This is a genomic window from Desulfoscipio geothermicus DSM 3669 (assembly GCF_900115975.1).
Classification (GTDB): Bacteria; Bacillota; Desulfotomaculia; order Desulfotomaculales; family Desulfallaceae; genus Desulfoscipio; species Desulfoscipio geothermicus.
In genome coordinates this window covers 32,378-58,122 of sequence record NZ_FOYM01000001.1, presented here as the reverse complement: position 1 = coordinate 58,122, position 25,745 = coordinate 32,378, and the positions used below count along the sequence as shown (strand labels likewise).

General features: G+C 53.4%; 26 protein-coding genes. 17 read left to right on the top strand and 9 right to left on the bottom strand.

The annotated features are described in order from the left end of the window. The first annotated feature begins 85 nt into the window (after positions 1-85). From BM299_RS00270 to BM299_RS00250, 6 genes are all read left to right on the top strand, one after another. On the top strand, positions 86-1,090 hold the full coding sequence (locus tag BM299_RS00270) for an ABC transporter permease (protein ID WP_092481463.1): 1,005 nt from the start codon (positions 86-88) through the stop codon (positions 1,088-1,090). Positions 1,091-1,104: 14 nt separating this feature from the next. Then, positions 1,105-1,995 carry a nickel transporter permease gene (nikC, locus tag BM299_RS00265; protein ID WP_092481462.1) on the top strand — a complete coding sequence of 297 codons (891 nt, stop codon included), beginning with the start codon at positions 1,105-1,107 and terminating at the stop codon, positions 1,993-1,995. A gap of 16 nt (positions 1,996-2,011) precedes the next feature. Then, positions 2,012-2,992: an ABC transporter ATP-binding protein gene (locus BM299_RS19630; protein ID WP_092481461.1), complete on the top strand. Its 981-nt coding sequence runs from the start codon at positions 2,012-2,014 to the stop codon at positions 2,990-2,992. Next, positions 2,993-3,964 (top strand): ABC transporter ATP-binding protein, encoded by a 972-nt coding sequence (locus tag BM299_RS19625; protein ID WP_092481460.1) that lies wholly within the window; start codon positions 2,993-2,995, stop codon positions 3,962-3,964. It begins immediately after the preceding gene. Between the two features lie 266 nt (positions 3,965-4,230). After that, complete coding sequence (locus tag BM299_RS19145; RefSeq protein WP_165608110.1) at positions 4,231-4,395, top strand: hypothetical protein; 165 nt, start codon at positions 4,231-4,233, stop codon at positions 4,393-4,395. Positions 4,396-4,545: 150 nt separating this feature from the next. Beyond that, complete coding sequence (locus BM299_RS00250) at positions 4,546-5,193, top strand: L-aspartate oxidase (RefSeq protein ID WP_092481459.1); 648 nt, start codon at positions 4,546-4,548, stop codon at positions 5,191-5,193. A 76-nt stretch (positions 5,194-5,269) separates the two neighbouring features. Here the strand turns inward: BM299_RS00250 and BM299_RS00245 are convergent, their stop codons facing one another. Further along, positions 5,270-6,049, bottom strand: a complete 780-nt coding sequence (locus BM299_RS00245) for an enoyl-CoA hydratase/isomerase family protein (protein ID WP_165608109.1) — start codon at positions 6,047-6,049, stop codon at positions 5,270-5,272. Positions 6,050-6,240: 191 nt separating this feature from the next. Beyond that, complete coding sequence (locus tag BM299_RS00240; protein WP_092481457.1) at positions 6,241-7,314, bottom strand: KamA family radical SAM protein; 1,074 nt, start codon at positions 7,312-7,314, stop codon at positions 6,241-6,243. A gap of 284 nt (positions 7,315-7,598) precedes the next feature. Here BM299_RS00240 and glnH point away from each other — a divergent pair, with 284 nt between their 5' ends. The 5 genes from glnH (at position 7,599) to BM299_RS00215 (ending at position 12,036) form a co-directional block, all read left to right on the top strand. Continuing rightward, complete coding sequence (gene glnH, locus BM299_RS00235; RefSeq protein ID WP_207545085.1) at positions 7,599-8,426, top strand: glutamine ABC transporter substrate-binding protein GlnH; 828 nt, start codon at positions 7,599-7,601, stop codon at positions 8,424-8,426. A gap of 190 nt (positions 8,427-8,616) precedes the next feature. Then, the gene (locus BM299_RS00230; RefSeq protein ID WP_092481456.1) at positions 8,617-9,297 is read left to right on the top strand and encodes an amino acid ABC transporter permease; all 681 of its coding nucleotides are present in this window, start codon (positions 8,617-8,619) and stop codon (positions 9,295-9,297) included. Further along, positions 9,297-10,019: an amino acid ABC transporter ATP-binding protein gene (locus tag BM299_RS00225; RefSeq protein WP_092481662.1), complete on the top strand. Its 723-nt coding sequence runs from the start codon at positions 9,297-9,299 to the stop codon at positions 10,017-10,019. The genes BM299_RS00230 and BM299_RS00225 overlap by 1 nt, the downstream gene beginning before the upstream one ends. Positions 10,020-10,059: 40 nt before the next feature. Then, entirely contained in the window at positions 10,060-10,704 is a 645-nt protein-coding gene (locus tag BM299_RS00220) for a LysE family translocator (RefSeq protein WP_092481455.1), read from the top strand. A gap of 156 nt (positions 10,705-10,860) precedes the next feature. Further along, positions 10,861-12,036 (top strand): CapA family protein, encoded by a 1,176-nt coding sequence (locus BM299_RS00215; RefSeq protein ID WP_165608107.1) that lies wholly within the window; start codon positions 10,861-10,863, stop codon positions 12,034-12,036. A gap of 4 nt (positions 12,037-12,040) precedes the next feature. Here BM299_RS00215 and BM299_RS00210 read toward each other — a convergent pair whose 3' ends face one another. After that, positions 12,041-12,592: a ferritin-like domain-containing protein gene (locus tag BM299_RS00210; protein ID WP_092481453.1), complete on the bottom strand. Its 552-nt coding sequence runs from the start codon at positions 12,590-12,592 to the stop codon at positions 12,041-12,043. Between the two features lie 131 nt (positions 12,593-12,723). Between BM299_RS00210 and BM299_RS00205 the strand changes: the two genes are divergently transcribed. Together BM299_RS00205 and BM299_RS00200 are read left to right on the top strand one after the other, a co-directional pair. Then, positions 12,724-14,874 carry a Tex family protein gene (locus BM299_RS00205; protein WP_245779575.1) on the top strand — a complete coding sequence of 717 codons (2,151 nt, stop codon included), beginning with the start codon at positions 12,724-12,726 and terminating at the stop codon, positions 14,872-14,874. A gap of 496 nt (positions 14,875-15,370) precedes the next feature. After that, a complete protein-coding gene (locus tag BM299_RS00200; RefSeq protein ID WP_245779574.1) occupies positions 15,371-16,825 on the top strand; it encodes an SLC13 family permease in 1,455 nt (484 codons plus the stop codon). Positions 16,826-16,922: 97 nt separating this feature from the next. Here the strand turns inward: BM299_RS00200 and BM299_RS00195 are convergent, their stop codons facing one another. From BM299_RS00195 to BM299_RS00185, 3 genes are all read right to left on the bottom strand, one after another. Continuing rightward, positions 16,923-18,149, bottom strand: a complete 1,227-nt coding sequence (locus tag BM299_RS00195) for a cation:proton antiporter (protein WP_092481451.1) — start codon at positions 18,147-18,149, stop codon at positions 16,923-16,925. After that, complete coding sequence (locus BM299_RS00190) at positions 18,146-18,661, bottom strand: cation:proton antiporter regulatory subunit (protein ID WP_092481450.1); 516 nt, start codon at positions 18,659-18,661, stop codon at positions 18,146-18,148. The genes BM299_RS00195 and BM299_RS00190 overlap by 4 nt, the downstream gene beginning before the upstream one ends. Before the next feature lie 77 nt (positions 18,662-18,738). Continuing rightward, a complete protein-coding gene (locus BM299_RS00185; RefSeq protein WP_092481449.1) occupies positions 18,739-19,083 on the bottom strand; it encodes a YlbF/YmcA family competence regulator in 345 nt (114 codons plus the stop codon). 233 nt (positions 19,084-19,316) lie between these two features. On the opposite strand from BM299_RS00185, the gene BM299_RS00180 reads away from it, so the two are divergent. After that, positions 19,317-19,958 (top strand): HAD-IA family hydrolase, encoded by a 642-nt coding sequence (locus BM299_RS00180; protein WP_092481448.1) that lies wholly within the window; start codon positions 19,317-19,319, stop codon positions 19,956-19,958. 117 nt (positions 19,959-20,075) lie between these two features. Here the strand turns inward: BM299_RS00180 and BM299_RS19140 are convergent, their stop codons facing one another. Continuing rightward, positions 20,076-20,231 (bottom strand): hypothetical protein, encoded by a 156-nt coding sequence (locus tag BM299_RS19140; protein WP_165608106.1) that lies wholly within the window; start codon positions 20,229-20,231, stop codon positions 20,076-20,078. Between the two features lie 173 nt (positions 20,232-20,404). After that, positions 20,405-22,321, bottom strand: coding sequence for an ABC-F family ATP-binding cassette domain-containing protein (locus BM299_RS00170; RefSeq protein ID WP_092481446.1), 1,917 nt, complete (start codon positions 22,319-22,321; stop codon positions 20,405-20,407). 229 nt (positions 22,322-22,550) lie between these two features. Between BM299_RS00170 and BM299_RS00165 the strand changes: the two genes are divergently transcribed. The 3 genes from BM299_RS00165 to BM299_RS00155 all read left to right on the top strand — a co-directional run bounded on the left by BM299_RS00165 (position 22,551) and on the right by BM299_RS00155 (position 25,526). After that, on the top strand, positions 22,551-24,320 hold the full coding sequence (locus tag BM299_RS00165; protein WP_092481445.1) for a Na/Pi cotransporter family protein: 1,770 nt from the start codon (positions 22,551-22,553) through the stop codon (positions 24,318-24,320). A gap of 363 nt (positions 24,321-24,683) precedes the next feature. After that, positions 24,684-25,001: a TusE/DsrC/DsvC family sulfur relay protein gene (locus BM299_RS00160; RefSeq protein WP_092481444.1), complete on the top strand. Its 318-nt coding sequence runs from the start codon at positions 24,684-24,686 to the stop codon at positions 24,999-25,001. Positions 25,002-25,151: 150 nt separating this feature from the next. Beyond that, positions 25,152-25,526, top strand: a complete 375-nt coding sequence (locus BM299_RS00155; protein ID WP_092481443.1) for a NifB/NifX family molybdenum-iron cluster-binding protein — start codon at positions 25,152-25,154, stop codon at positions 25,524-25,526. On the opposite strand, the gene BM299_RS00150 is transcribed toward BM299_RS00155, so the two are convergent. Next, on the bottom strand, positions 25,523-25,732 hold the full coding sequence (locus BM299_RS00150) for a hypothetical protein (RefSeq protein ID WP_131820588.1): 210 nt from the start codon (positions 25,730-25,732) through the stop codon (positions 25,523-25,525). The two genes, BM299_RS00155 and BM299_RS00150, sit on opposite strands and share 4 nt — an antisense overlap. Positions 25,733-25,745 lie beyond the last annotated feature (13 nt).

The following is a 25,745-nucleotide window of genomic DNA, read 5'->3' as shown; positions in this document are numbered from 1 at the left end:
AGATTTTGAACGCAGCGGGGACCACCGAAACCATACATCACCAGTACCAGTGTTATGCAAGCACTGGTGAGGGGGTTAAAAACAGATGCTCCGTTACGTAATCAAAAGAATATTGCTGTTAATACCGGTGCTGCTGGGCATCAGTTTCTTCGTATTCATGGTCCTGCACCTGTTCACCACCGACCCGGCTGCGCTGATGCTGGGCCAGCACGCCACCAACGAGCAGGTGGCGGCATTGCGGGAGGAACTGGGTTTGAACGACCCCGTGTGGGTGCAGTTTTTCCGGTTTCTTTCCGACCTTGTGCAGGGTGACTTCGGACGTTCTTTAATGACCCGCGCCCCGGTGCTGGATGAAATCTTTTCCCGTTTTCCGGCCACGGTGGAGCTGGCCCTGGCCGCCATTTTCATCGCCGCCATCGTGGGCATCACCGTGGGGGTCGTTTCGGCGGTCAAGCAGTACTCGGTTTTCGATTATTTCAGCATGATCGGCGCGCTGCTGGGCGTTTCCATGCCCATTTTCTGGCTGGGCCTGATGATGATTGTTTTATTCTCATTAAAACTGCACTGGCTGCCTGTTTCCGGCCGCATTGACATCGGCATGGAACCCGTGCATATCACCGGCCTGTATATCATGGACAGCATTTTGACCCGGGATTGGGAGTCATTAAAAAGCGCCCTTCTGCACATCATTATGCCCGCCACTGCGCTGGCATCGTATTCCATGGCCATTATCGCCCGGATGACCCGCTCCACCATGCTGGAGGTGATCCGGCAGGACTACATCCGCACCGCCCGGGCCAAGGGACTGAAGGAAACGGTGGTAACCTACAGGCACGCCCTGCGCAATGCCCTCATTCCTGTGATCACCGTCATCGGCCTGCAGATGGGGGTGTTGATGGGCGGCGCGGTGCTGACGGAAACGGTTTTTTCCTGGCCGGGCATCGGCAGCCGCCTGGTGGACGCCATTCTGGCCTCGGATTACCCCATGGTGCAGGGCAGCATCATCTTTATCGCCACGGTGTTCGTGGTGGTCAACCTGGTGGTTGACCTGCTGTACGCCTGGCTGGATCCGCGGATCAAGTATTCTTAAAGGGAGTTTTTGGCATGGCTGAATTAGCTAAAGCGACGGTTGAAACGGCGGAAATTGATGAACTTCATTCCCCGCTGCGGGAATTTTGGCGCCGCCTGAGTAAAAACAAGCTGGCCATGGTCAGCCTGGTCTTTTTGCTGGGCCTGACTCTGGTGGCGCTCTTTGCCCCTTACATCGCCCCCTATGACCCCATAAACGGTATAATGGAAGAAAGTTTGCAAGCCCCCAACGCCAAGCACCTTCTGGGCACTGATGAACTGGGCCGGGATATTTTGAGCCGGATTATCTTCGGGGCCCGCATCTCCCTGCGGGTGGGGCTTTTGGCGGTGGCCATCGCCCTGTCCGTCGGCACCGTGCTGGGTTCCATCGCCGGTTACTACGGGGGGAAAATCGACCTCATCATCATGCGCTTTATGGACATCATGCTGTCCTTCCCCTCGTTGCTGCTGGCCATAGCTTTTATGGCCGTGCTGGGCCGGGGGGTGGAGAACGCGGTTATCGCCATCAGTATCGTGACCATGCCCGAATACGCCCGCATAGTGCGGGGATCGGTGCTGTCGGTCAAGGAAAATGAATACGTGCAGGCCGCCCGGGCCATCGGTAACCGGGATGCAGCTATAATTTTCAAGCACATTCTGCCCAACGTGATGGCACCGATTATCGTGCGCGGCACCCTGGGCATCTCCACCGCTATTTTGGAAACGGCCGCCCTGGGCTTTCTGGGCCTGGGGGTGCAGCCGCCTGACGCGGAATGGGGCACGATGCTGGGCTCCGGGCGCGGTTACCTGTTCAACGCGCCGCACCTGGTGTATTTCCCGGGGATCGCCATTACCCTGACGGTGATGGCCTTCAACCTGCTGGGCGACGGCCTGCGGGATGCCCTGGATCCACGGCTGCGCCAGTAGGAGGTGTATTGTTATAATGGATAATTTATTGCTTAACGTAGAAGATTTAAAAACGCACTTCTTTTTGGATGACGGCGTGGTGCCCGCGGTGGACGGGGTCAGCTTTCACCTGCGCAAGGGGGAGACCCTGGCGGTGGTGGGTGAGTCGGGCAGCGGCAAGAGCATTACTTCCCTGTCCATTATGCGCCTGGTCCCCGCGCCGCCGGGCCGGATTGTGGGCGGCAGGATCACCTTCGCCGGGGAAGACCTGCTGGCCAAGTCGGAAAAGGAAATGCGCGACGTGCGGGGCAACCGCATCTCCATGATCTTTCAGGAACCCATGACTTCCCTGAACCCGGTTTACCGGGTGGGGGACCAGATTGCCGAATCCCTGGTGCTGCATAAAAGGATGAAGAAAAAAGAGGCCCTGGAGCAGGCCGTGGAAATGCTGCGGCTGACGGGCATACCGTCGCCGGAAAAGCGGGTGCGTGATTTTCCGCACCAGATGAGCGGGGGCATGCGCCAGCGGGTGATGATTGCCATGGCCCTGTGCTGCCAGCCGGAGCTTTTGATTGCCGACGAGCCCACCACGGCGCTTGACGTGACCATCCAGGCCCAAATTTTGGAGTTGATGCAGGAACTGCAGCGGCAGATGAACACGTCCATTATCCTGATCACCCATGACCTGGCAGTGGTGGCCGAGGTGGCCGACCGGGCCGTGGTGATGTACTGCGGCAAGGTGGTGGAAGAGGCACCGGTGGCCGAGCTGTTTGAAAATCCCCTGCATCCGTATACCAGGGGACTGCTGAACTCCATACCACGGCTGGACGAAAATGTGGACCGCCTGTTCATGATTGACGGCGTGGTGCCCAATATGCTGCGCCTGCCCCCCGGATGCGCCTTTGCCCCCCGCTGCCCCGAGGCCCGCGAGCACTGCCGGGAAACCGCGCCGCGCCTTACCCGGGTGGCTCCTGGCCGCCTGGTGAGCTGCCTGCTGGTGGAAGGGGGTGCCGCTTAGATGGAACCGCTGGTCAAAGTGCGCAACCTGAAAAAATATTTTACTGTGCAGGCTTCCATGTTCGGCAAGCCCCGGGCCGTGGTCAAGGCGGTGGACGGAGTCAGCTTCGACATCCACCCCGGGGAAACCCTGGGGCTGGTGGGGGAAAGCGGCTGCGGCAAGTCCACCACCGGGCGGCTGATACTGCGCTTGCTGGAGCCGACGGCGGGCGAGGTGTTTTTCAACGGGCGGAATATATTCGATGCCTCGGCGGCGGAAATGCGCAACCTGCGGCGGGAAATGCAAATTATCTTCCAGGACCCTTACGCTTCGTTGAACCCGCGCATGACGGTGGGGCAAATTGTGGCCGAGCCCCTGCGGGTGTTTAACCTGGCCGCGGGCGCGGAATTGGAAAAACGGGTACGGGAGCTGCTGTCCTGCGTGGGCCTGGCCGGCTATCACGCCCGCCGTTATCCCCACGAGTTCAGCGGCGGCCAGCGCCAGCGGGTGGGCATTGCCCGGGCTCTGGCCACAAATCCCAAGCTGATAATTTGCGACGAACCGGTGTCGGCCCTGGACGTTTCCATTCAATCCCAGGTTTTGAACCTGCTCAAGGACCTGCAAAAGGAATTTGGTTTTACCTACCTGTTCATCGCCCACGGGCTGAACGTGGTGAAGCATGTTTCCGACCGGGTGGGGGTAATGTACCTGGGGCAGTTGGTGGAACTGGCCGGTGACGATGAACTTTACGGCGCGCCGCTGCACCCGTACACCCGGGCCCTGCTGTCGGCGGTGCCGGTGCCCGACCCCAAGGTGAAAAAAGAGCGCATTATCCTCACCGGCGACGTGCCCAGCCCGGTCAACCCGCCGGATGGCTGCCGGTTCCACACCCGCTGTTTCAGGTGCATGGAGGTTTGCCGCCGCCGGCCGCCGGAATTCCGGGAAGCGCGGCCCGGCCACTGGGTGGCCTGCCACGCGGTGGAGGGGGATTAAAAAAATAGTTAAAATCAGATATTATAGACTGTATTAGCACTATGTCAGTTAATGCATAAAAGCCCGCTTCTCCTTGTTTTTAAGGGGGGGGCGGGCTTAATCTATATTTTTTGTACGGGTTGATTTGCTAGCTGTTATACTACAATTACAAGTCCTTATAATTATTATGTTTGCAAAGCACATAAAAACCACCGGGCGGTGAAAGGAATATTAGTAAATGCTGCCGTTCATAGAAATTACCACAACAAATGCAAGGAGGCCTTTACATGGCAAGAAAAGATAAACAGGCTGAACATAACAATAAGCCCGGAGATAACCGCACTGCAGCTGCTGCCCCCGAGAAGTTGTCCCAAATGATCAACGCCTCCCGGGCGTTTCGGAACTTGCCGCCCGAGTTCACCATGGGCAAAAAGTATGATGGTGAAGAATAAAGATGCCCGGTGCTATAAATTGCTGTACAATAGGTGCAGCAGTTTTTTTGTGTAAACGGCAAGTGTTTTTTTGTCGGGATCGGTTGGAAGATCAAGGGTTTGGCGGGGTTGCTACATAAATTTGGCAAATAAGTCTATGGAGGTAGAAAAGTGCAGATAGCCAGGATTAAAACCGGTGTTCTTGTAATCGGCGGGGGACTGGCGGGGCTGGCGGCGGTGTTATCCGAAGGGGAGGGCGGGGATTCAGTTGATCGCCATGTGGCGGATACCCTGGCCGGCGGCGCGCATCTGAACGACGCCCGGCTGGTGGGAATACTGGCCGGCGGGGTGCACGGGGCCAACCGCCTTGCCGGCAACGCCCTCACGGAGGCGGCGGTCTTCGGCCTGCTGGCCGGTCGGGAAGCGGCTGCTGAGGTTCAGGCCGGGACGGACCGGGATGACCTGCCGGATAATTATATTAAGGAAGTTTTAATGAAAAGCAAAGTATTATCCGGTTTTTCCGGGGGCGCAGTTGCCGGGAAAGATGCCAATGGCCGGCCTTCTTTTTCGGACATCGCCGGGAATTTGCGAGGGATTATGGGGCGTTACGCAGGCCTGGTGCGTACTGCTAAAGGGTTAAAAGAGGCCCGGGACAGGCTGGGTGAACTAACTGCGCAGTTGGAGGACTGCAGCATCAACAGTTATCAGGAACTGCTCTGTTACCACCAAACCATGTTAATGCTGACCACGGCGGGGCAAATCATTGATGCGGCCCTTAACCGGCAGGTCAGCGTCGGTGCTCATTACCGGGTTGATTAGTTATATTTCGGGGGCCATGACGGCCCCCTTTAAATATTATTTTTCAGCGGTTGCCCGCAAGCTGTCACAGCCGGGGTTATTTAAAAGCGGGCTTTCTTTTTTGCAGGAAGGCGCTGACCCCTTCGTTGAAATCGTCATCCGACCAGGCCATCAACTGCATGGAGGCTTCGATTTCCAGCTGCGCGGTCAGGGTGTTCTGGGCGCTCATTTTCAGCATTTGCTTGATATGGCGGATGGCTCTTTGGGGACCGGCGGCCAGCTTTTGCGCCAGCCTGAATGCCGCCTGTTCCAGTTCATCATGCGCCACCACCCGGTTAAACAAGCCCAGTTGCAGGCATTCTTGCGCGTCAAGCAGGCGTCCGGTTAGCATCAACTCCGCCGCTTTGTGGTAACCGATTTTGCGGGGCAGGAACCAAGAAGCGCCGCTGTCCGGCACCGAGGCGATGTTGACGAAGTTCGGGGCAAATTTCGCCCTGTCCGAGGCAATGATGATATCGCAGGCCAGGGCCACCGCTGTTCCGGCCCCGGCCACCGCCCCGTTTACCGCGGCGATGACGGGTTTGCTGAACCTGTCCAGCAAGGTAATAACCGTGGCGGCGTTTTCCAGGATCTCTCTCTTTTTGAGGTTGTCGTCCGCCGCCATCAGCCACGCCAGGTCACCGCCGGCGCAAAAAGCCTTGCCGGCCCCGGTGACCACCAGCACCCGTACGCTGTCGTCCTGTTCCGCCTGCCGGAGCACGCCGGCGACTTCGGTGGCCAGGTCCAGGTTGATGGCATTCAGGCTTGCGGGCCTGTTCAATGTCACCACGGCGACCCGGTTGTCCAGCACCTCGTAAGATATGGCTTTATAGTCCAATAAATACACCCACCTTTAATGAATGAATATTCATTTACTTACTATTATAAAGTTTGACCTGCCGGGTGATATTCCTGCTTAAATATTATAAAATTTTTCCGAGGCCGGCATGTATTTGCCCAAGTTGAGTCAACCTTTCTATGTTTAAGCCCCCAACTTGGTTTACCTTGTTGGGGGCTTGTGATATTGCGTTACTCAGGAATATTGGGGATTTTGGTGATTTGTCCTTTATAGTTTTTCAACGTGTACTCCTCTTCATTCTTATCCATTATATAATAATCGGGCATTAGGGGTATTTTGCCGATGTTGGTGGCCATGACGTACATGGGCTGGGCCAGGCCGGTGGTGTGTCCCCGCAGGCAGTCCCTGATCAGTTCGGCGCCTTTTTCCACCGGGGTCCGGAAATGGTCGATGCCCGGCGCCGGCTCGCAGTAGAACACGTAATAGGGCCTGATCCTGACCGTCAGCAGCTTCTGGTGCAGTTCTTTAAAGGATTTCTTGTCGTCGTTGATGCCCTTTAGCAGCACGGCCTGGTTGCCGACGTTTACTCCGGCCGTCATCAGCTTGTAAACCGCTTCGGCGGTTTGCTCGGTGATTTCCTTGGCATGGTTGCACTGGGTGTTCAGCCAGATGGGCACTTTGTGGAAACCGCCCAGCACCTTTAACAGCCCGTCGGTGATCCGGTGCGGCAGTACAATGGGTACCCGGCTCCCGAAACGGATCATTTCAATATGCGGAATATCCCGCAGTTTGCTGATAATATATTCCAGTTTATCATTGGCAAGGAGCAGCGGGTCTCCCCCGGTTATGAGCACGTCCCTGATTTCGTTGTGCTCCCTGATCCACGCCAGTCCTTCATCAACGTTGAAGTTGAAGTGCAGTGATTCGTCAACCACCAGTTCCTTGCGGAAACAGTGCCGGCAGTAGTTGGCGCAGATATTCATTACTGTAAAGGCAATCCGGTCGTGGTACTGCCGGGCGATGGTGTCCGGCCTTTTTTCTTCATTGGAACGATTTTCCTTGTAAATCAGGTAATTTTCAATTCCGTACCGGTTGACCTTTTCCCTGGGTGACGGAATAACTTGTTTGCGGATGGGGCAGTTTGGGTCGTCGCGATCCATCAGACCGGCAAAATACGGGGTGGTGCCCCATTTGGTGTTGGTGGATGCAATGGCTTCCCTTTCTTCCTGCGTTATGTTGATGAATTTTTCCAGCTTGTCAATGGTGTTTACAAAGTTTTGCATCTGGTATTGCCACTGTTCCATATAAACTCCTCCTTAGAAGTAAATTGCGTCATTTAAGGCAATATGCTCATTACTGGCGCGATTATTTTCTTCAAATTCTACAAAAATGTAGATTTTCCTACAAAACTGCGTAAAAAACTAAAGCACGTTAAAATAAAGCATTCCGGGTGGATAAATACATATAAACCTGCACATAAGGAAGATTTAAAAATAAACGACAAAATTTGCAGGATTTTTTGAATATGTCTGGAATAAATAAAAAATGTAATACAACTAAAAAAACTATTTAAATGAAGGGGGCATTTATGAAGGTCTTGAAAAAAATAGGTTTATTACTTATGGTATTAGTTTTGGCTATCGGCCTGACGGCCTGCGGTTCGTCTTCCAATGAAGGTTCGGACAGCCAGGACAAGAGCGCGGCCGAGAACGGCGTCGGGGAAAAGTTGATCGTGGGTACGGATACCAGTTTTGTGCCCTTTGAGTTTATGGACCAGGAAACCCAAAAATATGTCGGTTTTGACATCGACCTGTGGGCCGCCATTGCGGAAGAACTGGGCCTGGAGTATGAGTTGAAGCCCATGGACTTCAACGGTTTGATCCCTGCTCTGCAGTCCGGTACCATCGACGTGGCGCTGGCCGGTATGACCATTAAAGAAGAGCGCAAGGAAAAGGTGGACTTTGCCCTGCCGTACTATGACGCCGGTTTGCTGGTGCTGGTGCGGGCCGATAACGAAGACATCAAAAGCGTTGACGACCTGAAAGGCAAGGTTGTGGCCACCAAGACCGGCACTACCAGTTATGACTATTCGGTGGCCGTGGAAGGCGTGAAGGAAGTCAAGCCATTCCCAAATATTGACGGAGCTTACATGGAGCTGATCAACGGCGGTGCCGACGCGGTTATCTTTGATTCGCCCAATGTGCTGTACTTTGCCGCCAACAAGGGCAAGGGCCAGGTTAAGCCGGTGGGCGACATTTTGGAAGGGCAGCAGTACGGCATTGCTTTCCCCAAGGGAAGCGAACTGGTGGACGATGTGAACCAGGTACTGCAGAAATTCTTTGAAAACGGAAAATACGAAGAAATATACGTAAAATGGTTCGGGCAAAAACCGCAGCATATTCCAAGCGCAAAATAATCGGCCAAATGCTTTTAAGAAGCGTAACACGCGGTTGTTACGCTTCTTTTTGGTACTTTAGGAAAGTATACCGGCCATACTTAAGGCCGGGGCCGGTGATTAAAGTACCACAAGGCGCGCGCCGGGGGAACAGAATCAAGCGCGCCTTTTCCTGGGATTTGTCGAATAACAAGTGAACGAGGTGTTTTTAGTGGTCAGTGGTTTTAATCTTGATTGGGGCATTGCCATCTATGCTCTGCCGCTATTGCTGGGCGGCATAAAATTAACTATTATCATAACCATTGCCGGCTTATTTTTCGGTTTTTTGCTGGGAGCCGCGGCGGGACTGGCCAGGACGTCCAAAAACAAGCCGCTTTACGGTATAGCCACCGTTTACGTCGAGGCGATACGCGGAACGCCCATCCTGGTGCAGGCATTATATCTTTATTTTGGTGTTAACCAGTTGCTTATGCAGACCATCAACTGGAAAATAGAAAGCGTTCCGGCGGGGATTATCGCCATAGCCATCAATTCCGGCGCTTATATTGCCGAAATCGTCCGGGGAGCCGTGCAATCAATTGACAAAGGCCAGGTAGAGGCCGGGCGTTCCCTGGGGCTCAGCAGCTTTAAAACATTTTACTACGTAGTGTGGCCGCAGGCTTTCAAGCGCATGATTCCGCCCCTGGGCAACCAGTTCATTATCAGCCTCAAGGATACCTCCCTCTTTGCCTTTATTGCCGTGGGTGAGTTGCTGAGGCAGGGGCAAATTGTCATATCGGCCACCTTTGCCGCCTTTGAAATATATACCATGGTAGCGGTTTTATATCTCGCCATGACGTTGTCTATTTCAACCGTACTGAGATTTGTGGAAAAGAGGTTGGATGTAAGTTGATCATAAAAGTGGAGAATCTGCATAAAAGCTTTGGCGAACTGGAAGTTTTGAAGGGCATCGACTGTGAGATCGCCGAGCGGGAAGTGGTTTGCGTGATCGGCCCGTCCGGCTCGGGGAAAAGCACTTTCCTGCGCTGCCTGAACCTCCTGGAAGGTATTACCTCCGGCAAAGTGATTGTCAACGGCCATGACCTGACCGACCCCAAAACGGACATCAACAAAGTGCGCACCGAGGTGGGTATGGTTTTTCAACAATTTAACCTCTTTCCCCACATGACCGCCCTGCAAAATGTCACTCTGGCGCCGGTGAAGGGATTGGGGTTGCCCAGGGATCAGGTTAACCAGACGGCATTAAAGCTGCTGGAAAAAGTAGGCTTGAGCGACAAAGCCCACGTTTACCCCCAGAACCTTTCCGGGGGGCAAATGCAGCGCGTGGCCATTGCCCGGGCGCTGGCCATGAACCCCAGGATAATGCTGTTTGACGAGCCCACCTCGGCCCTGGACCCGGAACTGGTGGGCGAAGTATTGACCGTAATGAAGGAACTGGCGCGGGAGGGGATGACCATGGTGGTGGTGACGCACGAAATGGGGTTTGCCCGGGAGGTGGCGGACCGGGTGATCTTCATGGACCACGGCGTGATTGTGGAGGAAAACACCCCGCAAGAGATTTTTACCAACCCGCAAAACGAGCGGACCCGGGCCTTTTTGAATATGATACTGTAATATTTTGTGGGTGCTGAAACGATGGGGAGGGGCAAAACCTATGGTACTATTCTCTGCGCATTATGCGCTGTTTTTGGGAGCGGCGCTGGCTTTAATCATCACGCCCGGTCCGGACATGGTATATATCGTTTCACGGGGCATTGTCCAGGGCCGCGCGGCCGGCGTTCTTTCCGCCCTGGGCGTGTGTTGCGGGGTGATTGTGCACACGCTGGCGGCGGCCTTGGGCTTGGCGCTGTTATTGCAAACTTCCATGGTTGCCTATTATACGGTAAAGTATATGGGTGCGGTTTATTTAATTTACCTGGGTGTGAAAAATTTAGCCGGCAAACAAAACCTCAGTCTGAATAAAACCGGAATGAAGCAATCGTCCGGCAGTTTATTCTGGCAAGGTTTTGTAACTGATGTGCTGAATCCCAAAATGGCTTTGTTTTTTCTCAGCTTCTTGCCGCAGTTTATTGATCACCGGGCTGCGATGCCGGCGCTGCAGATGATTGTTCTGGGGTTATCTTATTTTTTGCTTAGCTTGCTGGTACTGACAGTAATCGCTTTGCTGTCGGGTAAAATCGGCAGCATGCTGAGCGGCAAACAAAATATCGGTCGTAAAATACAATGGCTGCCCGGGTGTGTTTTAATCGGGCTTGGTTTAAGCATGGCGCTGCCCGGCGTGGGGGGCAACCGGCCATAGCAGGAAAATGCTTGCCATCTTTCCACTGGACTGGCGGGCATTTTTTATTTCAATGAAATGGTGACGGGCAGGGCCGGTGCTTTTTTATTTATTAGCGCAATTGTACTAATGTCTATAGTATAATTAGCAATGAAACAGTCAATAGAGGTTTGTAAAATGAAAGATAAGAGTTTATTGAATAAGAAACATTTTATTCTGCCGGTTTTGATTGCCGGCGGTATCGTTCTGGCATGGTTTGCTTGCTTGGCGGTGGGTACGAAAACAGGTGATGATTTCAGGTGGTATGGATTTTCAGACGCTTTTTTTCGGTCCCGTTCGGAGGGGGGCGGTGTCCGGGAGATAAACGCAGGCGGCGGTGTGGCTGATGCAAATGGCGGGAATGACAGGACTGCGGTTATAAGCATGGTGGGTGACATTATGCTCGCTTCCGGGGTGGGGGAAGTGATTGAGAAAAAAGGACCGGGCTATCCCTGGCAGGGGGTGCGGGATATTCTGGCCGGAGCCGATGTCACCCTGGGCAACCTGGAATGCGCAGTCAGCGGCAAAAAGTATGAACCGGTGCTCGGTAAGCAATATACTTTCCTGGCGCAGCCCGAAGCCCTGGCCGGCGTACGGGACGCCGGAATTGACGTGCTTACGTTGGCCAACAATCATATACTCGATTTCGGCGTCGCCGCCATGGCGGATACATTGCAAATACTGGAGGATAACGGCATTGTGTCCACCGGTGCCGGCAAAGATTTGCTCCGGGCCGTCTCTCCGGTGCTGATTGAAAAAAATGGTTTGCGCATCGGTGTGTTGGCTTTCTCTTATGTTTTCCCCCAAGGGTGGTGGGTGGCGGGTGCCGGACACCCCGGATTGGCCGGCGGGTACGACTACGACCTGGTTTACCGGTTGGTTCAGGACCTCAGTGCCAGAACCGATATTACCGTAGTATCCGTGCACTGGGGAAAGGAACTGGCCGATCGGCCTACGGAAGCGCAAAAAAAATTGGCCCACAACCTGGTGGACCGGGGGGCGGACGTTGTTTTGGGACATCACCCGCACGTGCTGCAAGGGTTGGAAATATATAACAAGGGATTAATTGCTTACAGTTTGGGCAACTTTATTTTTACCGTCTCCAGGGATGTCCGGGGGCGGCAGAGCGCAATTTTGCAAGCAGACGCCGGCCCCGGGGGGATTACGGGGGCGCGGGTCATTCCCGCCTGGATTGAATACGGCTTCACTGTACCGGCGGACGAAAAAAAACATACAGTTATAATTCAAAGGCTGCAGGCATTATCCGAACCCCTGGGAACCGCCATTGACGAAAAAGGGGAAATCGCTTTTTAACGCCTTATCGACAATACTTATCCATGGCTTCGGTAAACAGTCGCAAATGGTGCTGTTCGTCCATGATAATCCGTTCCAGTATCGCATCTATGTAAGGGTCATTGATCAAATCCCGGTGTTTGCGGTACTGGACAATGGCTGATTTTTCCGCGGCGATGTCGGCGGCCAGGCGGTCGCACACGGAATTGCCGTAGTATACATAATTTGCGTTCCAATACACTGTCTGGTTGCCGGTCAGGGTCCTGATCCGGGGGTCGACTCCCAGCAGGAGAATGGTTTCGGCCAGCATTTCCAGGTGCCACATTTCAATAATTGAAATACATTCTTCCAGTGCCGCCAGGTCGGCATACTTTTCTTTAAATACCACGTGGTGATAAAAGTACTGGTTGATGGCGGTCATTTCACTGACCTGCCCGGCGTAATCTTCCAGCAGCAATTCGGCGTAATAGCGGTTCGGTCTCTGCACCCTGATTTCCGGGTAAAGCGTGGGCAGCGCGCACCACCTGTTTAAATGATCCTGTCGGGCAGCGGCCGGCTTCACATTTCCCTGTGTCAATAAAACATCACCTCCGGTGGATGGTTGTTAATAATAATCATATTCCCGGGGGTAAATATTTAGAAGGCGGGATTCTGTGGGGCGGCCCCGCTGCATCCCGACAAACAACCGAAAAGAAAGAGGGAGTAATTTTGGATACCCAACAGCAAGTTGACCTGTTACAGATCGTCGCCCGGGAAACGGAGATACCCCGGCAGAAGGTGGAAAACACCGTGCGGCTGCTTGACGAAGGGAACACCGTGCCTTTTATCGCCCGGTACCGAAAAGAAGTCACCGGTGAACTGGACGAGGTGCAGATTCGCCGTATTGAAGAACTGGTCAAGTATTATCGCAACCTGGAGCAGCGCAAGGCCGAGGTGATCCGGCTGATCGAGGAGCAGGGCAAGCTGACCGGGAAACTCAGGGCGCGGGTTATGGCCGCATCCAGGCCCACCGAGGTGGAGGACCTGTACCGGCCTTACCGGCAGAAACGCAAGACCCGGGCCGGTGTGGCCCGGGAGAGGGGGCTTGAGCCGCTGGCCGAATACCTGGTCTCCTTTCCGCGGTCGGGCAACCCCGAAGCCAAAGCAGAGGCTTTTTTGACGGATTCCGTGCCGTCGGTGGAGGAAGCGTTGCAGGGGGCCATGGACATTGTGGCCGAGCAGGTGGCCGATGACCCCGATGTGCGCGGTTGGGTACGCGATTATACCCGCCGTCGGGGCGTGCTGGCCACCCGGGCCCGGGATGCGGGGGCGGAATCGGTTTATCAAATGTATTATGACTACCGGGAGCCGGTGCGGGCGGTGGCCCCGCACCGGGTGCTGGCCGTTAACCGGGGGGAGCGCGAGGAATATCTCAAGGTGTCGGTGGAAGTGGAGGAGGAAAATGTTATTACCTGGCTTTCCCGCCGCTTCGTGAAAGAAGGGGCGGCAACCACGGATTTGGTGCGCAAAGCTGTACTGGATGCTTACCGGCGGCTCATCGCACCGGCCGTGGAACGCGAAATCCGCAATGAATTGACTGAGGGGGCGGAGTCGCGTGCCGTGCTGGTATTTGCGCGCAACCTGCGCAGCCTGTTGTTGCAGCCGCCGGTGCGGGGCAAAGCGGTGCTGGGGGTGGATCCCGCCTATCGTACCGGCTGCAAGTGGGCTGTGGTGGACGAAACGGGCAAACTACTGGAAGTGGGGGTGGTTTACCCCACGCCGCCCCAGAAAAAGATACGGGAGGCCGAGTCTGTATTCGCGCGGGTGGTGGAACAGTACGGAGTGCAGGCCATCGCTGTCGGCAACGGCACGGCATCCCGGGAAACCGAGCAGTTTGTGGCCGGTTTCATTCAAAAACACGGTAAACCGGGGCTGGCTTATACCATTGTCAGCGAGGCCGGGGCCAGCGTTTATTCGGCCTCGGAACTGGCGGCCCGGGAATTCCCGGAACTGGACGTGGCGGAGCGCAGCGCCGTTTCCATTGCGCGCCGTCTGCAGGATCCGCTGGCGGAGCTGGTGAAAATCGAGCCCAGGGCCGTTGGTGTGGGCCAGTATCAACATGATGTCGCGCCCAAGAAATTAAATGAAAGCCTGGGCAAAGTGGTGGAATCGGCGGTTAATTACGTGGGGGTGGACTTGAACACGGCCTCGGCGCCCCTGCTCAAATACGTGGCGGGGATCAACGCCACCGTAGCGGACAATATAATAAAATACCGGGAACAAAACGGCCGTTTTAAAAACCGCGGTATGTTGGCCAGGGTGCCCCGGCTGGGGCCTAAAACCTTCGAGCAGTGCGCCGGTTTTTTGCGCATCAGCGATGGTGATAACCCGCTGGACGCCACCCCCATTCACCCGGAATCGTATGCCCTGGCTCGAAAGTTGCTGGATTCGATCGGGATTGATATGCGGGACATCGGTGGCTCGGCCCTGCGGGCCAAACTTGCGCGGCTGAATATTGACGAGGTGGCGAAGCAACTGGACGCCGGGGTGCCGACCATGCGGGATATTGTGGAGAGCCTGGCGCGCCCGGGGCGGGACCCGCGCGAAGAACTGCCGCCGCCCGTTTTCCGTACCGACGTGCTTGGCATGGAAGACCTCAAGCCGGGCATGGTGTTAAAAGGTACGGTGCGCAACGTGGTAGACTTCGGGGCTTTTGTGGATATCGGGGTTAAGCAGGACGGCCTGGTGCACATTTCCGAACTCGCCAATGATTATGTGAGTCACCCGCTGGATGTGGTTTCGGTGGGCGATGTGGTCACGGTGCGGGTGCTGTCCGTGGATGTGGAACGCTCCCGCATTGCCCTTTCCATGCGTAATTGAAGAGACGTTAAGGGGGTACAGGCACCGTAAAAGGGGACTGGCTCCATTTTCGTTTTTTGAAAATGGTGCCTGTCCCCTTTTACGGTGCCTGTCCCCTTTTTTACCCGGCATAAAAGCCTATCCCCTTTTTCTTTCTTTTTGAAATTTTTCACCATGGTGACAAAAAGTAGTTGTCAAAAACGACGGCAGCGTATATAATCTTAATAAGTTACATATTGCACAAATTCGAGCAGCGGTTTGCGCCAACGAATGGTGCCGGCGACCAAAAATGTAGTAACAAAGGAGGGGATAAACGGGAGAAGGCATATCTTTATTTTAAGGACTAAAGTGATATATTTCACCATATTTTAATTTGTTAATTATCTAACAAAGTAGTTTAGGACTAATAATATGCCTTGTGAAATTAAGTGTAATCTTGGCTGTCTGAATGTCGGTGCCGGTCATTAATCCGGTGATAAACTTGTTCAGGTTAAAACTAGAGTTGGGGGGGTTGGCTTTGAAAGCCCACGCTGAACAACAGGTTGCGGGACTGGAGAGTAAGTCCCAAAGTTTTCTGGCTCAATTCTTTAGTGAGAGAAAATGGTTTTTGCTGGCTGCCGCGGTGGCTGCGGCCATCTGCCTGATGCCCACGCCGGAGGGACTGTCCGTACAGGGTAAATACGCCGTCGGCCTGATGGCCTTTGTAGTGATTTGTTTCTTCACCGAGGCGATTCCTCTGCCGGCGGTGGCTCTGATCATTGGTTCATATCAGGTGGTCATGGGGCTCTCTTCATTCCGTGATGTGCCGAAGACATTCATGAACGACGCCGTCGGCTTCATTATGGGTGCGCTCATGATCGGCGCCATGCTTGTCAAGCATAATATCCACAACAAGATTGCGCTGGCCATATTGAACGTCGCGGGAACCAAAGTAAACCGCGTGGTATTGGGGATCACTACTTTCTGCGCCTTCAGCGCCGGTTTTATTTCGGAACACGCTACCGCCACCATTATGCTGCCCGTGGGTATGGGTATTGTATCGCTGTCCGGCGGCATCAACAAGGTGCCCCGGTTGGGTAAACTGCTGATGCTTGCCATTGCTTACGGTTGTGTTATCGGCGGTCTGGCGTCACCGTCCGGTGGAGCCCGGAACGCGCTGATGATCGGTTTTCTTTACAAATATGATATTAGCATAAGTTATGGCCAATGGTTGCTTATGTGTATGCCGTTCACCATTATCATGATTCCGTTTGTTACGTTCTGGCTCACCAAAGTGTTTAAACCTGAAGTAACCGATTTATCCAAAGCAGTGGAAGAAATTAAAAAGGAAATGGCTTCGGCCGGGCCCATGACCGCCCAGGCCAAGATGGCCCTGGTGCTCTTCCTCACGGTGCTGGTGCTCTGGATCACCGCCAGCGAGCACCTGGGGTTGGGTAACATTGCTATTATGGGTGCCGTGTTGGCAATGATTCTCGGCCTGGTGGATTGGAAGTACTTGCAGGAACAAACCCAGTGGGGCGTGGTGTTGCTGTACGCGGGCGCCATTTCCATGGGAGCCATGCTGGCCAGTACCGGTGCCGCCATGTGGTTGGCCCAGAACTTCCTGGCCCTGGCAAGCGCTTTGGGGATCAAGTCGGGCTTGCCGTTGCTGGCGGCCACCACCGCCATCACGGCGATTACCACCAATACCATGGCCGACGGCCCCACCGTGGCTGTGCTGGGTCCCATCCTGCTGCAGGTGGCTGACCTGGCCAAAACATCACCGTTTGCCATCGGTATATCTACCTCTCTGGGCGCGGCTTTTGCCTACCTGTTGATTATCGGCACCCCGGCCAACGCCATTGTGTACGGCCCCGGGTATCTAAAGGCTTCGGATTACCTGAAGGCGGGTTCCGTGCTGTTCCTGGTTTCCCTGGTCCTGGTCATTTTCGGCCTGGCGGGGTTCTGGTGGAAAATCCTCGGCATCTGGTAAAATTCCGGCATACAAACTGTGGTAACCTGTATAATGAAAAAGTAAACCGCTCCGTCAACGGGGCGGTTTTTGTCTGTGCTTTAAAATTTAATACTTACTAATTTTCTTTGCCGGAAGATACTCCCGGCCGGGGAATCAAGTCAACCACCCTGGTATAGGCCTGGTAAAAACTGCGGGATTGTTTGGCCAGCACCGGGCTGATAAAGGCTAAAATTAAAACGTACAGGGCGGCGAAAGCGGGTAACACCTGGCTGACCCCGGCGGTTACGGCGAGGCTGGCCACGATGACGGCGAATTCGCCCCGGGCGATGATGGTGAAGGCCACGTTAAAACCGCGCCTGGCTTTATAGCCGGCCAGCCAGGAAGCCAGTAATCCGGTGAAAATGTTGCCCAACACCGTCATCAGCACGGCAGCCAGGGTGATGTAAACGGCGTTGCCGAAAAGCCGGTAATCTATTTCCAGCCCGAAAGCGAAGAAAAAAACGGCGCCAAAAAGGTCCCGCATGGGGGTAATGAATTGAATCACCCGCTTGGAGTGGACGGTCTCCGCCAGCACCAGTCCCAGCAGCAGCGCTCCGATGGCCTCGGCGATGTGGATGGTTTCCACCAGCACGGCGGTTAACAGCAGCATGGTAAACACGATGACCACGAAACTTTCCGCCGACTTGATGGACAGCCTGGGCTCCAGCAGCGCCCCGATGCGCCGCCCCAGTACTATGATGGAAATGATGAACAGGAAAATCAACGCAATGCCGGGGATTATATCCCATGCCGCCAAATGCCCGCCGCTGAACAGAAGCCCGGAAAGCACCGAAAGGTAAATAGCCAGAAAAACATCCTCAAACACCATGATGCCCAATATAAATTCCGTTTCCGGGTTGGCGGTTCTTTTTAAATCAACTAATAATTTTGTGATTATGGCGCTGCTGGAAATGCCCGTGATACCGGCCACCACAAATGCCTCCGGCCAGTTTTGAAAGAACAGCCGGCCGAAAACCAGCCCGCGCACGAAGTTCAAGCCCACGTAAACGGTGCCGCCCTTAAACAGAGCCGGACCGGTGGCGGCCAGCTTGCCGGCGGAAAATTCCAGCCCCAGGTAAAAGAGCATCAGTAAAACACCCAGCCGGGAGAGCAAGTCTATGGATTCGGTGCGCTGCACCAGCGCCAGTGAGATGCCGGACACCTCCGGAGCGTGCGGGCCCACTAGCATACCGACCAAAATTAAAAAGGGGATGGAAGAGAATTTGATTTTATTGGAAATATATATGGCCAGACTGATGAAAGTAAATGCCAGGCCCAAATTTAAAATCATATTGGGGCTCAACGGTCATCTTCCTCTGCCGGGCTTTTTTGCAACAGTTCTTCAAATTGTTTCATTTTATCCTTTGTGCCTGCCGCCACAACGGTATGTCCCGGTGTAAAAACATATGACGGACCGGGATTAATGAGGGTTTTGCCTTTTCGTTTGTCCTCAATGACGGCAATGACGGTGATGCTGTGATTTTTCCTGAGGCCCAGTTCTCCGATATTCTTGCCGGCGACCGGAGAATTGTCCCGCACTTCCAGCCATTCGATCTTTAATTCCGCCACGGCTGTTTCCAGTTTTTCCAGCACCCGCGGCTGGTAGAAAGAACCGCTGATAATGGAGCCGACCTGCCTGGCTTCCTGGTCGGTCATGGTGACGCCGGAAAGGGGGTCGTCTTCGCCTTCCGGGAAATAGTATACTTCCCTGGTTCCTTCGTCGTGAATGACCACGGCCACCCGGTCGCCGTTTTCCAGGGAAATTTCAAATTTTTTTCCCAGACCCGGTAACTCGGCTTCTTTAATGATGGACATTGTTCAACCTCCCGGTTATTGTTGAGAAACAGCGCTGAACTAACGGGCTTAATTAAAGAGGCGGGACACTCCCGCCTTTATTCCTTGACTGCTTTCATACCCGATTCCTTGATGATTTTCATGACCTCGTTCATCATGTTTTGAAATTTTTCCTGCGCGTCTGAAAAGGCCTTGATGGTTTTATTCTCCACGATTTTGAGCTGTACCTGTTCGAAATCCCTGGCTTCTTCCTTGGTCAGGGATTGTCCTTTTTTCTGTTTTTCCTTTTGCGCTTGCTGCAGTTCATGAAACTTTTTCAGCAGAGCCTGGGCGTCGGGATTGCCGATCATTGCGTTTTCACATTTTTGTACTTCTTTGAACTCTTCTGATTCTACAATGCTCCGGCCCAGGGCCCTGGCTTTTTCAAATACGTCACTGGACATATATTTCGCCTCCTTTGATATTTTTCAAGCGTGCATACCGGAACACGGGGTGAAGAGCTATTTCCTATATGCGCCGGGAATACCGCACAGGTGTATTATACCATGCGGGGACAAGGAACCAAAGTAAAGTTATATATTTAATGTTTTTGTATGATAAAGCAATAGCCATCTATTACCGGGTTTGTTATAATTAGCCTTGTGTAAAAAACTTTTTTGCAGATAGGAGATGAACCATGCTTAGGGATTACGTGCTCTTTGACCTGGACGGTACTTTACTGGATTCGCTGCCTCTTATTGAAACGACCTTTCGCCATGTTTTTGAAACCATGGACATTCCGTGGGAAAACGGGGCGGTGATGAAAACGGTGGGACTGCCCCTGCGCGATGCCTGCCGGCAGTTCGCCGGGGAAAGGTGGCAGGAGTTGTTTGATTGCTACATAAAATACCAGCTGGAGATTCATGATGAATATATCAAGGTTTTTCCCGGGGCGCCGGAAACTCTGGCGGAAATCAAGCCTCTGGTCAAGGGCGTGGGAGTGGTGACCTCAAAGCGCCGGCCCATGGCGGAGCGGGGTATCGCCATCACCGGCCTGGGGCGTTACCTGGATCATCTGGTTACTCTGGAAGATGTGGAAAAGCCCAAACCCGACGCCGAGCCGGTGCGGCGCGGTATGGAAAAGTTCGGTGCCGCACCGGAGCAGACGGTATTCGTAGGTGACAGTTATTTTGATATTGAATCGGGGCGCAATGCCGGGGTGATTACCGTGGGGGTGACCTGGGGTATGGCGTCCCGTGCGGAGCTGGAGGTCGCCGGGCCGGATTTTTTGGTGGAAACCTGGGCTGATTTGGTCAGGGTATTGAAAGGACTGTCTTAAAGATTGGTATCTTCCTTTTAGGGCCGGTGGTCCCCGCTGCGTTCAGAACTTCAGCACCGACAGCACCAACGGCTTGCACCGGTCAAAACCGGACCGCCCTCAATTCGCCATCCTAGCTCAGTTCGGGCTCTCGCGGGCATCACGCCCGCTCGTCCGGTTTTGACCGGTACTTCGCCGGGTGCTGTTACCGGCGCTTTCGTACATCTCTTGCGGGGAGCCACCGGCCCCCCAGCAGACTTTTTCATCCTTTTGCTGGTGCCGCGATAGCGGCATTAAGGTCTGTCCCCCTTTTACCGGAGCCAGGCAAAAAAGGGGACAGGCACTTTTTTCAAAAAGCGAAAAAAGAACTAAAAAGGGGACAGGCACTTTTTTCAAAAAGCGAAAAAAGAGCCAGTCCCCTTTTTAGTTCAGACTATCAACCTCGCGTATATTGTACCGCAAGTTAATTACCCGCTGTTTTCTTCCGCCAGCTCCACCCACTCCGCCAGGTAGTCCTCCAGTTCCGCGCGGAGTTTTTCCAGGACGGAACTTTTTTCCCGGTAAACCGCGTGATCGTTGTACACTTCGGGCCGGTAGAGTTCCTGCTCCAGGTCCGCGACAGCCTGTTCGGTTTCGCTGATGAGCTGCTCCAGTTGTTCCGCCCGGCGCTGTTTTTTTCTTGCTTCCCGTTGTATTTCCTTGCGCTGGAGGAAATTCTTTTTGGCTTCGGATAAAGGCGCGTCGCCGCCGGTTTCTACCAGGGCCGCCTGTTCCGCTTTTTTGCGCTGGTAATACTCAAAATTGCCGTGGTAGATGTTAACGCCGTCCGGGGTCAATTCTATAATGCGGGTGGCTATTTTATTGATGAAATAACGGTCGTGGGATACAAAAAGGATGGTGCCCGGGTAATTGAGCAGCGCTTCCTCCATGGCCTCGTTGCTGAGAATATCCAGGTGGCTGGTCGGCTCGTCCAGCAGCAGGAAGTTGGTTTGGCTGCAGATCAGTTTGGCCAGGGCCAGTCTGGACTTCTCGCCCCCGCTCAGGTCATTCACGGTTTTCAGCACATCTTCGCCGGTGAAAAGAAACCTGCCCAGCACGGAACGTACCGCCTGCTCTTCCATGTGCGGGTAATCGTCCCATAATTCATAAAGGATTTGCTTGTTCCCGGTCAGCTGTCGCTGCTCCTGTTCAAAATAACCCGCGGCCACGTGATAACCGGTACGCACCCGGCCGGCCAGCGGCGGCAGTAACCCGGCCGCCGTTTTGAGCAGGGTGGTTTTGCCGGTGCCGTTGGGGCCCAGCAAGGCCACCCGCTCGCCCCGGTATACGGTAAATGTTATATTGCGGGCCACCGGCCGGTTACCGTACCCCACGCTTAATTCCTTCACTTCCAGGACTTCCTTCCCGCTTTGTCTGGCTGCGCCCAGGGTCAGGTGAATTTTTTTGTCATCTATAGCGGGTTTTTCCAATGGCTTGATTTTTTCCAGCAGTTTTTGCTTGCTTTTAGCCCGCCCGGTGGTGGAGGCCCTGGCGATGTTGCGCTGCACAAAATCCTGCAGCCGGGCTATTTCTTCCTGTTGTTTTTTATATTGTTTGGCACGGCGTTCCATTTCTTCCGCCTTTAGTGCCAGATAGCGCGAGTAGTTGCCGCTGTAACGGGTCAGGCGGGTGAACTCCAGTTCATAAACTGTTTCGGCAATGGCATCCAGAAAATAACGGTCATGAGATACGGCCAGTATGGCACCGGGGTAAGTTTGCAGAAATTTTTCCAGCCAGCCCATGGTTTCCATGTCCAGGTAGTTCGTCGGTTCGTCCAAAATCAACACTTCCGGTTTGGCCAGCAGCAGCTTGGCCAGGGCCAGGCGTGTTTTCTCGCCACCGCTCAGCCGGCTTACCGGTATGTCATGGTATTCCTCGCCGAACTGCAATCCGTGGAGCACGCTGCGAATGCCGGCTTCGTACCCGTATCCCCCGTTCCGGCTGAAGGATTCCCGGAGGTCGGTGTACTCCGCTGTTATTTTGACCTGTAATGCCGGGTTGGACGTAACTTCCGGCAGCCCCATCTTTATTTCAAGTTCGCGCAATTGCTTTTCCTGTTGTATGAGGGAGGTAAATACCTGCAGCATTTCTTCCCGTACAGTGCGGTTTGACTGCAGCCCTCCATCCTGCGCCAGGTAACCGACTGAGGTTTGCCTGGCTTTGATTATTTCCCCGGCGTCGGCGGAGAGCTGCCCGGTCATAATTTTCAGCAGGGTGGTTTTGCCCGCCCCGTTTCGTCCCACCAGACCGATCCTTTCACCCGCCCGCACGGTCAGGTTGACATCGTTCAGTACCTGAACATCACCGTAATATTTATAAATATGTGAGGCTTGCAATATAATCACAAAAAATCACTCCCGTACCCATAAAGTTTACCTCATCTCCGCAGGAGTTCACAAGCCGAAATATGCGCTTGTATGGGCGGGGGCGTAATATTAAAATATTGTTAAGTTTTTATTAAGCCCGGCGCAGTAGTTTAATTGTATGTAAAGAAAATGTAAAGGCATGCGCAAGTAATCTTTAATCTGGTAGAATGGTTGTGGAATTTATCACTACTCTGTGGAGGGACATGCCATGTCTTTATCGGTTCAGGACATATTATTCTATGCGCTGGGCGGCCTGGGGATTTTCTTGTTCGGCATCAAGTACATGTCGGAGGGGTTACAGAATGTCGCCGGCGAGCGCATGCGGGAGTTCCTCGAGAAGGGAACCAAGACGCCGCTGCGCGGGGTGATCACCGGCGCGCTGGTTACCGCTTTGATCCAGAGCAGCAGCGGGACTACGGTTTTGACCGTCGGTCTGGTCAACGCCGGGCTGTTGACCCTGCGGCAGGCCATCGGTATAATCATGGGCGCCAACATCGGCACCACCTTGACGGCCTACCTGATCGGGTTCAAGCTGGAACATTATGCCCTGCCCATTATCGCTGCCGGCGTAATCATGTTGTTTTTTATAAAAAATAAGAAGGTTGCCAACGTGGGGCAGGTTATTTTTGGTTTCGGTATGCTGTTTTACGGCATGAGTGTCATGGGGCATGGTTTGAAACCCTTGAAAAATTTGGACATGTTTTTAAACTTGATGACCGGCGTGGAAGACAATCCCTTGCTGGGGGTGGCCATCGGCACTGTTTTTACAGTAATAGTACAGAGCAGCAGCGCCACCATCGGTGTGCTGCAGGAACTGGCCGACCAGGGCGCGGTGACTTACCAGCAAGCGGTGCCCATATTGTTCGGGGACAACATCGGCACCACGGTGACGGCGCTGTTGGCTTCGATAGGCACCACCGTCGCGGCGCGCCGTGCGGCGCTGACCCATACTTTGTTTAATCTGAGCGGCACCGCCATTTTCCTGCCTTTGGCTATGCTGGGCATCTTCCCGGAACTGGTTCGCCTGGCAACAAATTATGTGTTTGTACTGCTGCCCGGTTTCGAGGGTACCTGGGAAACGCTGAATATCCGCATGCAGATTGCCCAGACCCACGGGATGTTCAATATAACCAATACCTTGATTCAGCTTCCGTTTGTTGCTTACCTGGCGTGGGCGGTAAGTAAAATCGTGCCGGGCAAGGACGCCCAGTTTGTCATGGAACCCCGTTACCTGGAACCGCGCCTGTTGGCCAACCCTGCAGTGGCGTTGGGGCAGGCCACCCAGGAAACACTGCGCATGGGGCGGCACGCCCGGGAATTTTTCGGTGAATCGGTGCGTTTTTTCTTCAACCCCAGGAACAAGGAATTAAATCCCATGTATCTGGAGCAAAAGGAGGAATTGATCAACCGGTTGGATGGTACCATCACCGACTACCTGGTCAAAGTGTCTTCCAACCGAAATATTACGGAAGATCAGGCCAATTATGCCCAAACCTTGTTGCAGGCGGTCAGCGATCTGGAAAGGATCGGCGATCACGCGGACAATATCGTGGAACTCAGTGTTTACAGCGTGGAGCACAAAATTAATTTTTCGGATGAGGCGCTGGCCAGCATTCGCTCCATGGCCGAACTGACCGAAGAAACCCTGCAAATGGCCCTGAAAGCCCTGGAAACCGGCGACCGGTCCATGGCCCGGCAGGTGATCCGCAACGAAGTTGTCATAGACAACCTGGAAAAGGAATTCCGGGAAGGTCACATCATGCGGTTGAACGAAGGAATCTGTACTGGAACGGAAGGTTCGGTCTTTTTGGACCTGCTGAGTAATATGGAACGGGTTGGGGACCATTCGGTTAATATCGCGGAATACGTGCTGGGCGAAATGGGCGCCGTGGAGCGGCAGGAAGTTAAAATGGCCAGCAAGCGAATCGCCATGGATGAAGAAAACCAGGTGAAAAAAAATGAGCAAAATTATAGATAACCTTTATATTAAACCGGCAGGATTCTGAAGATGTTCTGTCGTACATTATAAATGTAAGTTATGTATTTGGCTGGGTACGTTCGGTGCCGTTTATGAATAAAATAATACCGGCACTGGTAAATATTAACCTGTAATCCGTTGGGAGGTGGTTGGACGGGTTTTTAGCATTGTGCAGCCCGGATTGATATAGTCGGCGGTGTATATTTTCTAAATGAACCTGTTGCGTTAAAGTGAATGGAATGATAATATAATGTAGTACAAGATATGCTTTTTGCCCTAAAAATGAAAAAACGTAAAGTAATTATTTTTAGGGGAAAAATAAAGAAAAATTTACTTAAACAATATTTATGGAGGTGGAGATTAATGGCTTTTATAGAAGTAGACGGCAAACAAATCGAGCTGGATGAGGACGGTTTTGTAGTTAACCCGGACGAGTGGACTGAAGCCGTGGCCATTCAATTTGCTGAGGGCGAAGGTATCAAGGAACTCACCGAAGATCATTGGAAGGTAATCCATTACCTGCGTGATTATTACAAACAGTTCCAGGTTGCTCCGATGGTACGGAAAATGTGCAAACAAACCGGATACAGCTTGAAGCAAATTTATGAACTCTTCCCGTCCGGCCCGGCTAAAGGCGCCTGCAAACTGGCAGGACTGCCCAAGCCCACCGGTTGCGTTTAATAAAAAATTAAACCGCCGCTCAAGGCGGTTTTTTTTTGCCCAAGTTATAAAAAAGCATTGACATTTCTTATTTTAATATTTAAAATTTAATTAACAAATGTTCATAACGTAATATGCTGTTTAACGACAATAGTTGGAGGTATGCAAACAATGAAGATCGCTTTGCCACATGAATATGGCCATGTAAACCAACATTTTGGCAGGAGCAGGGAATTTGCGGTAATTGAAGCGGATGGTGATAAAATTCTGTCACAAAAAATAATCTCCGCGGAAAGCCTGCAGCATAACCATGAGGGATTGGCCGGATTAATGCAAAAAGAAGGCATAGATGTGGTTATTGTCGGGGGCATCGGCGCCCGGGCCCTGGCTCCCTTGAAAGATAGCGGCCTGGAGGTCATTACGGGGGCCAGCGGTAAAATTACAGAGGTAGTCGGCAGGTATTTGCGCGGTGAACTGGTTTCCAGCGCAGCAGTGTGCGGCCATCATCATGGGGAACACGACCACGGGCACAGTTGCCATCATTAAATGCCGTAAGCGACCAAAATGCCAAATAATGTAAGCAAGGCGCCGCCGCCGGTTAACAACGCCAATTTTTTTACCCGGGTTGGCCACCTGGCGGGGTGGCACCCGGGCCATTTTCCGGTGCCGGCGATGCATAAGGTTAATAATAATATGCCGGCAGTGATTAGAGAAAGACCAGAAAGAATAAGGATAAAGCTCATTAATATCATTTCACCGGCCTCC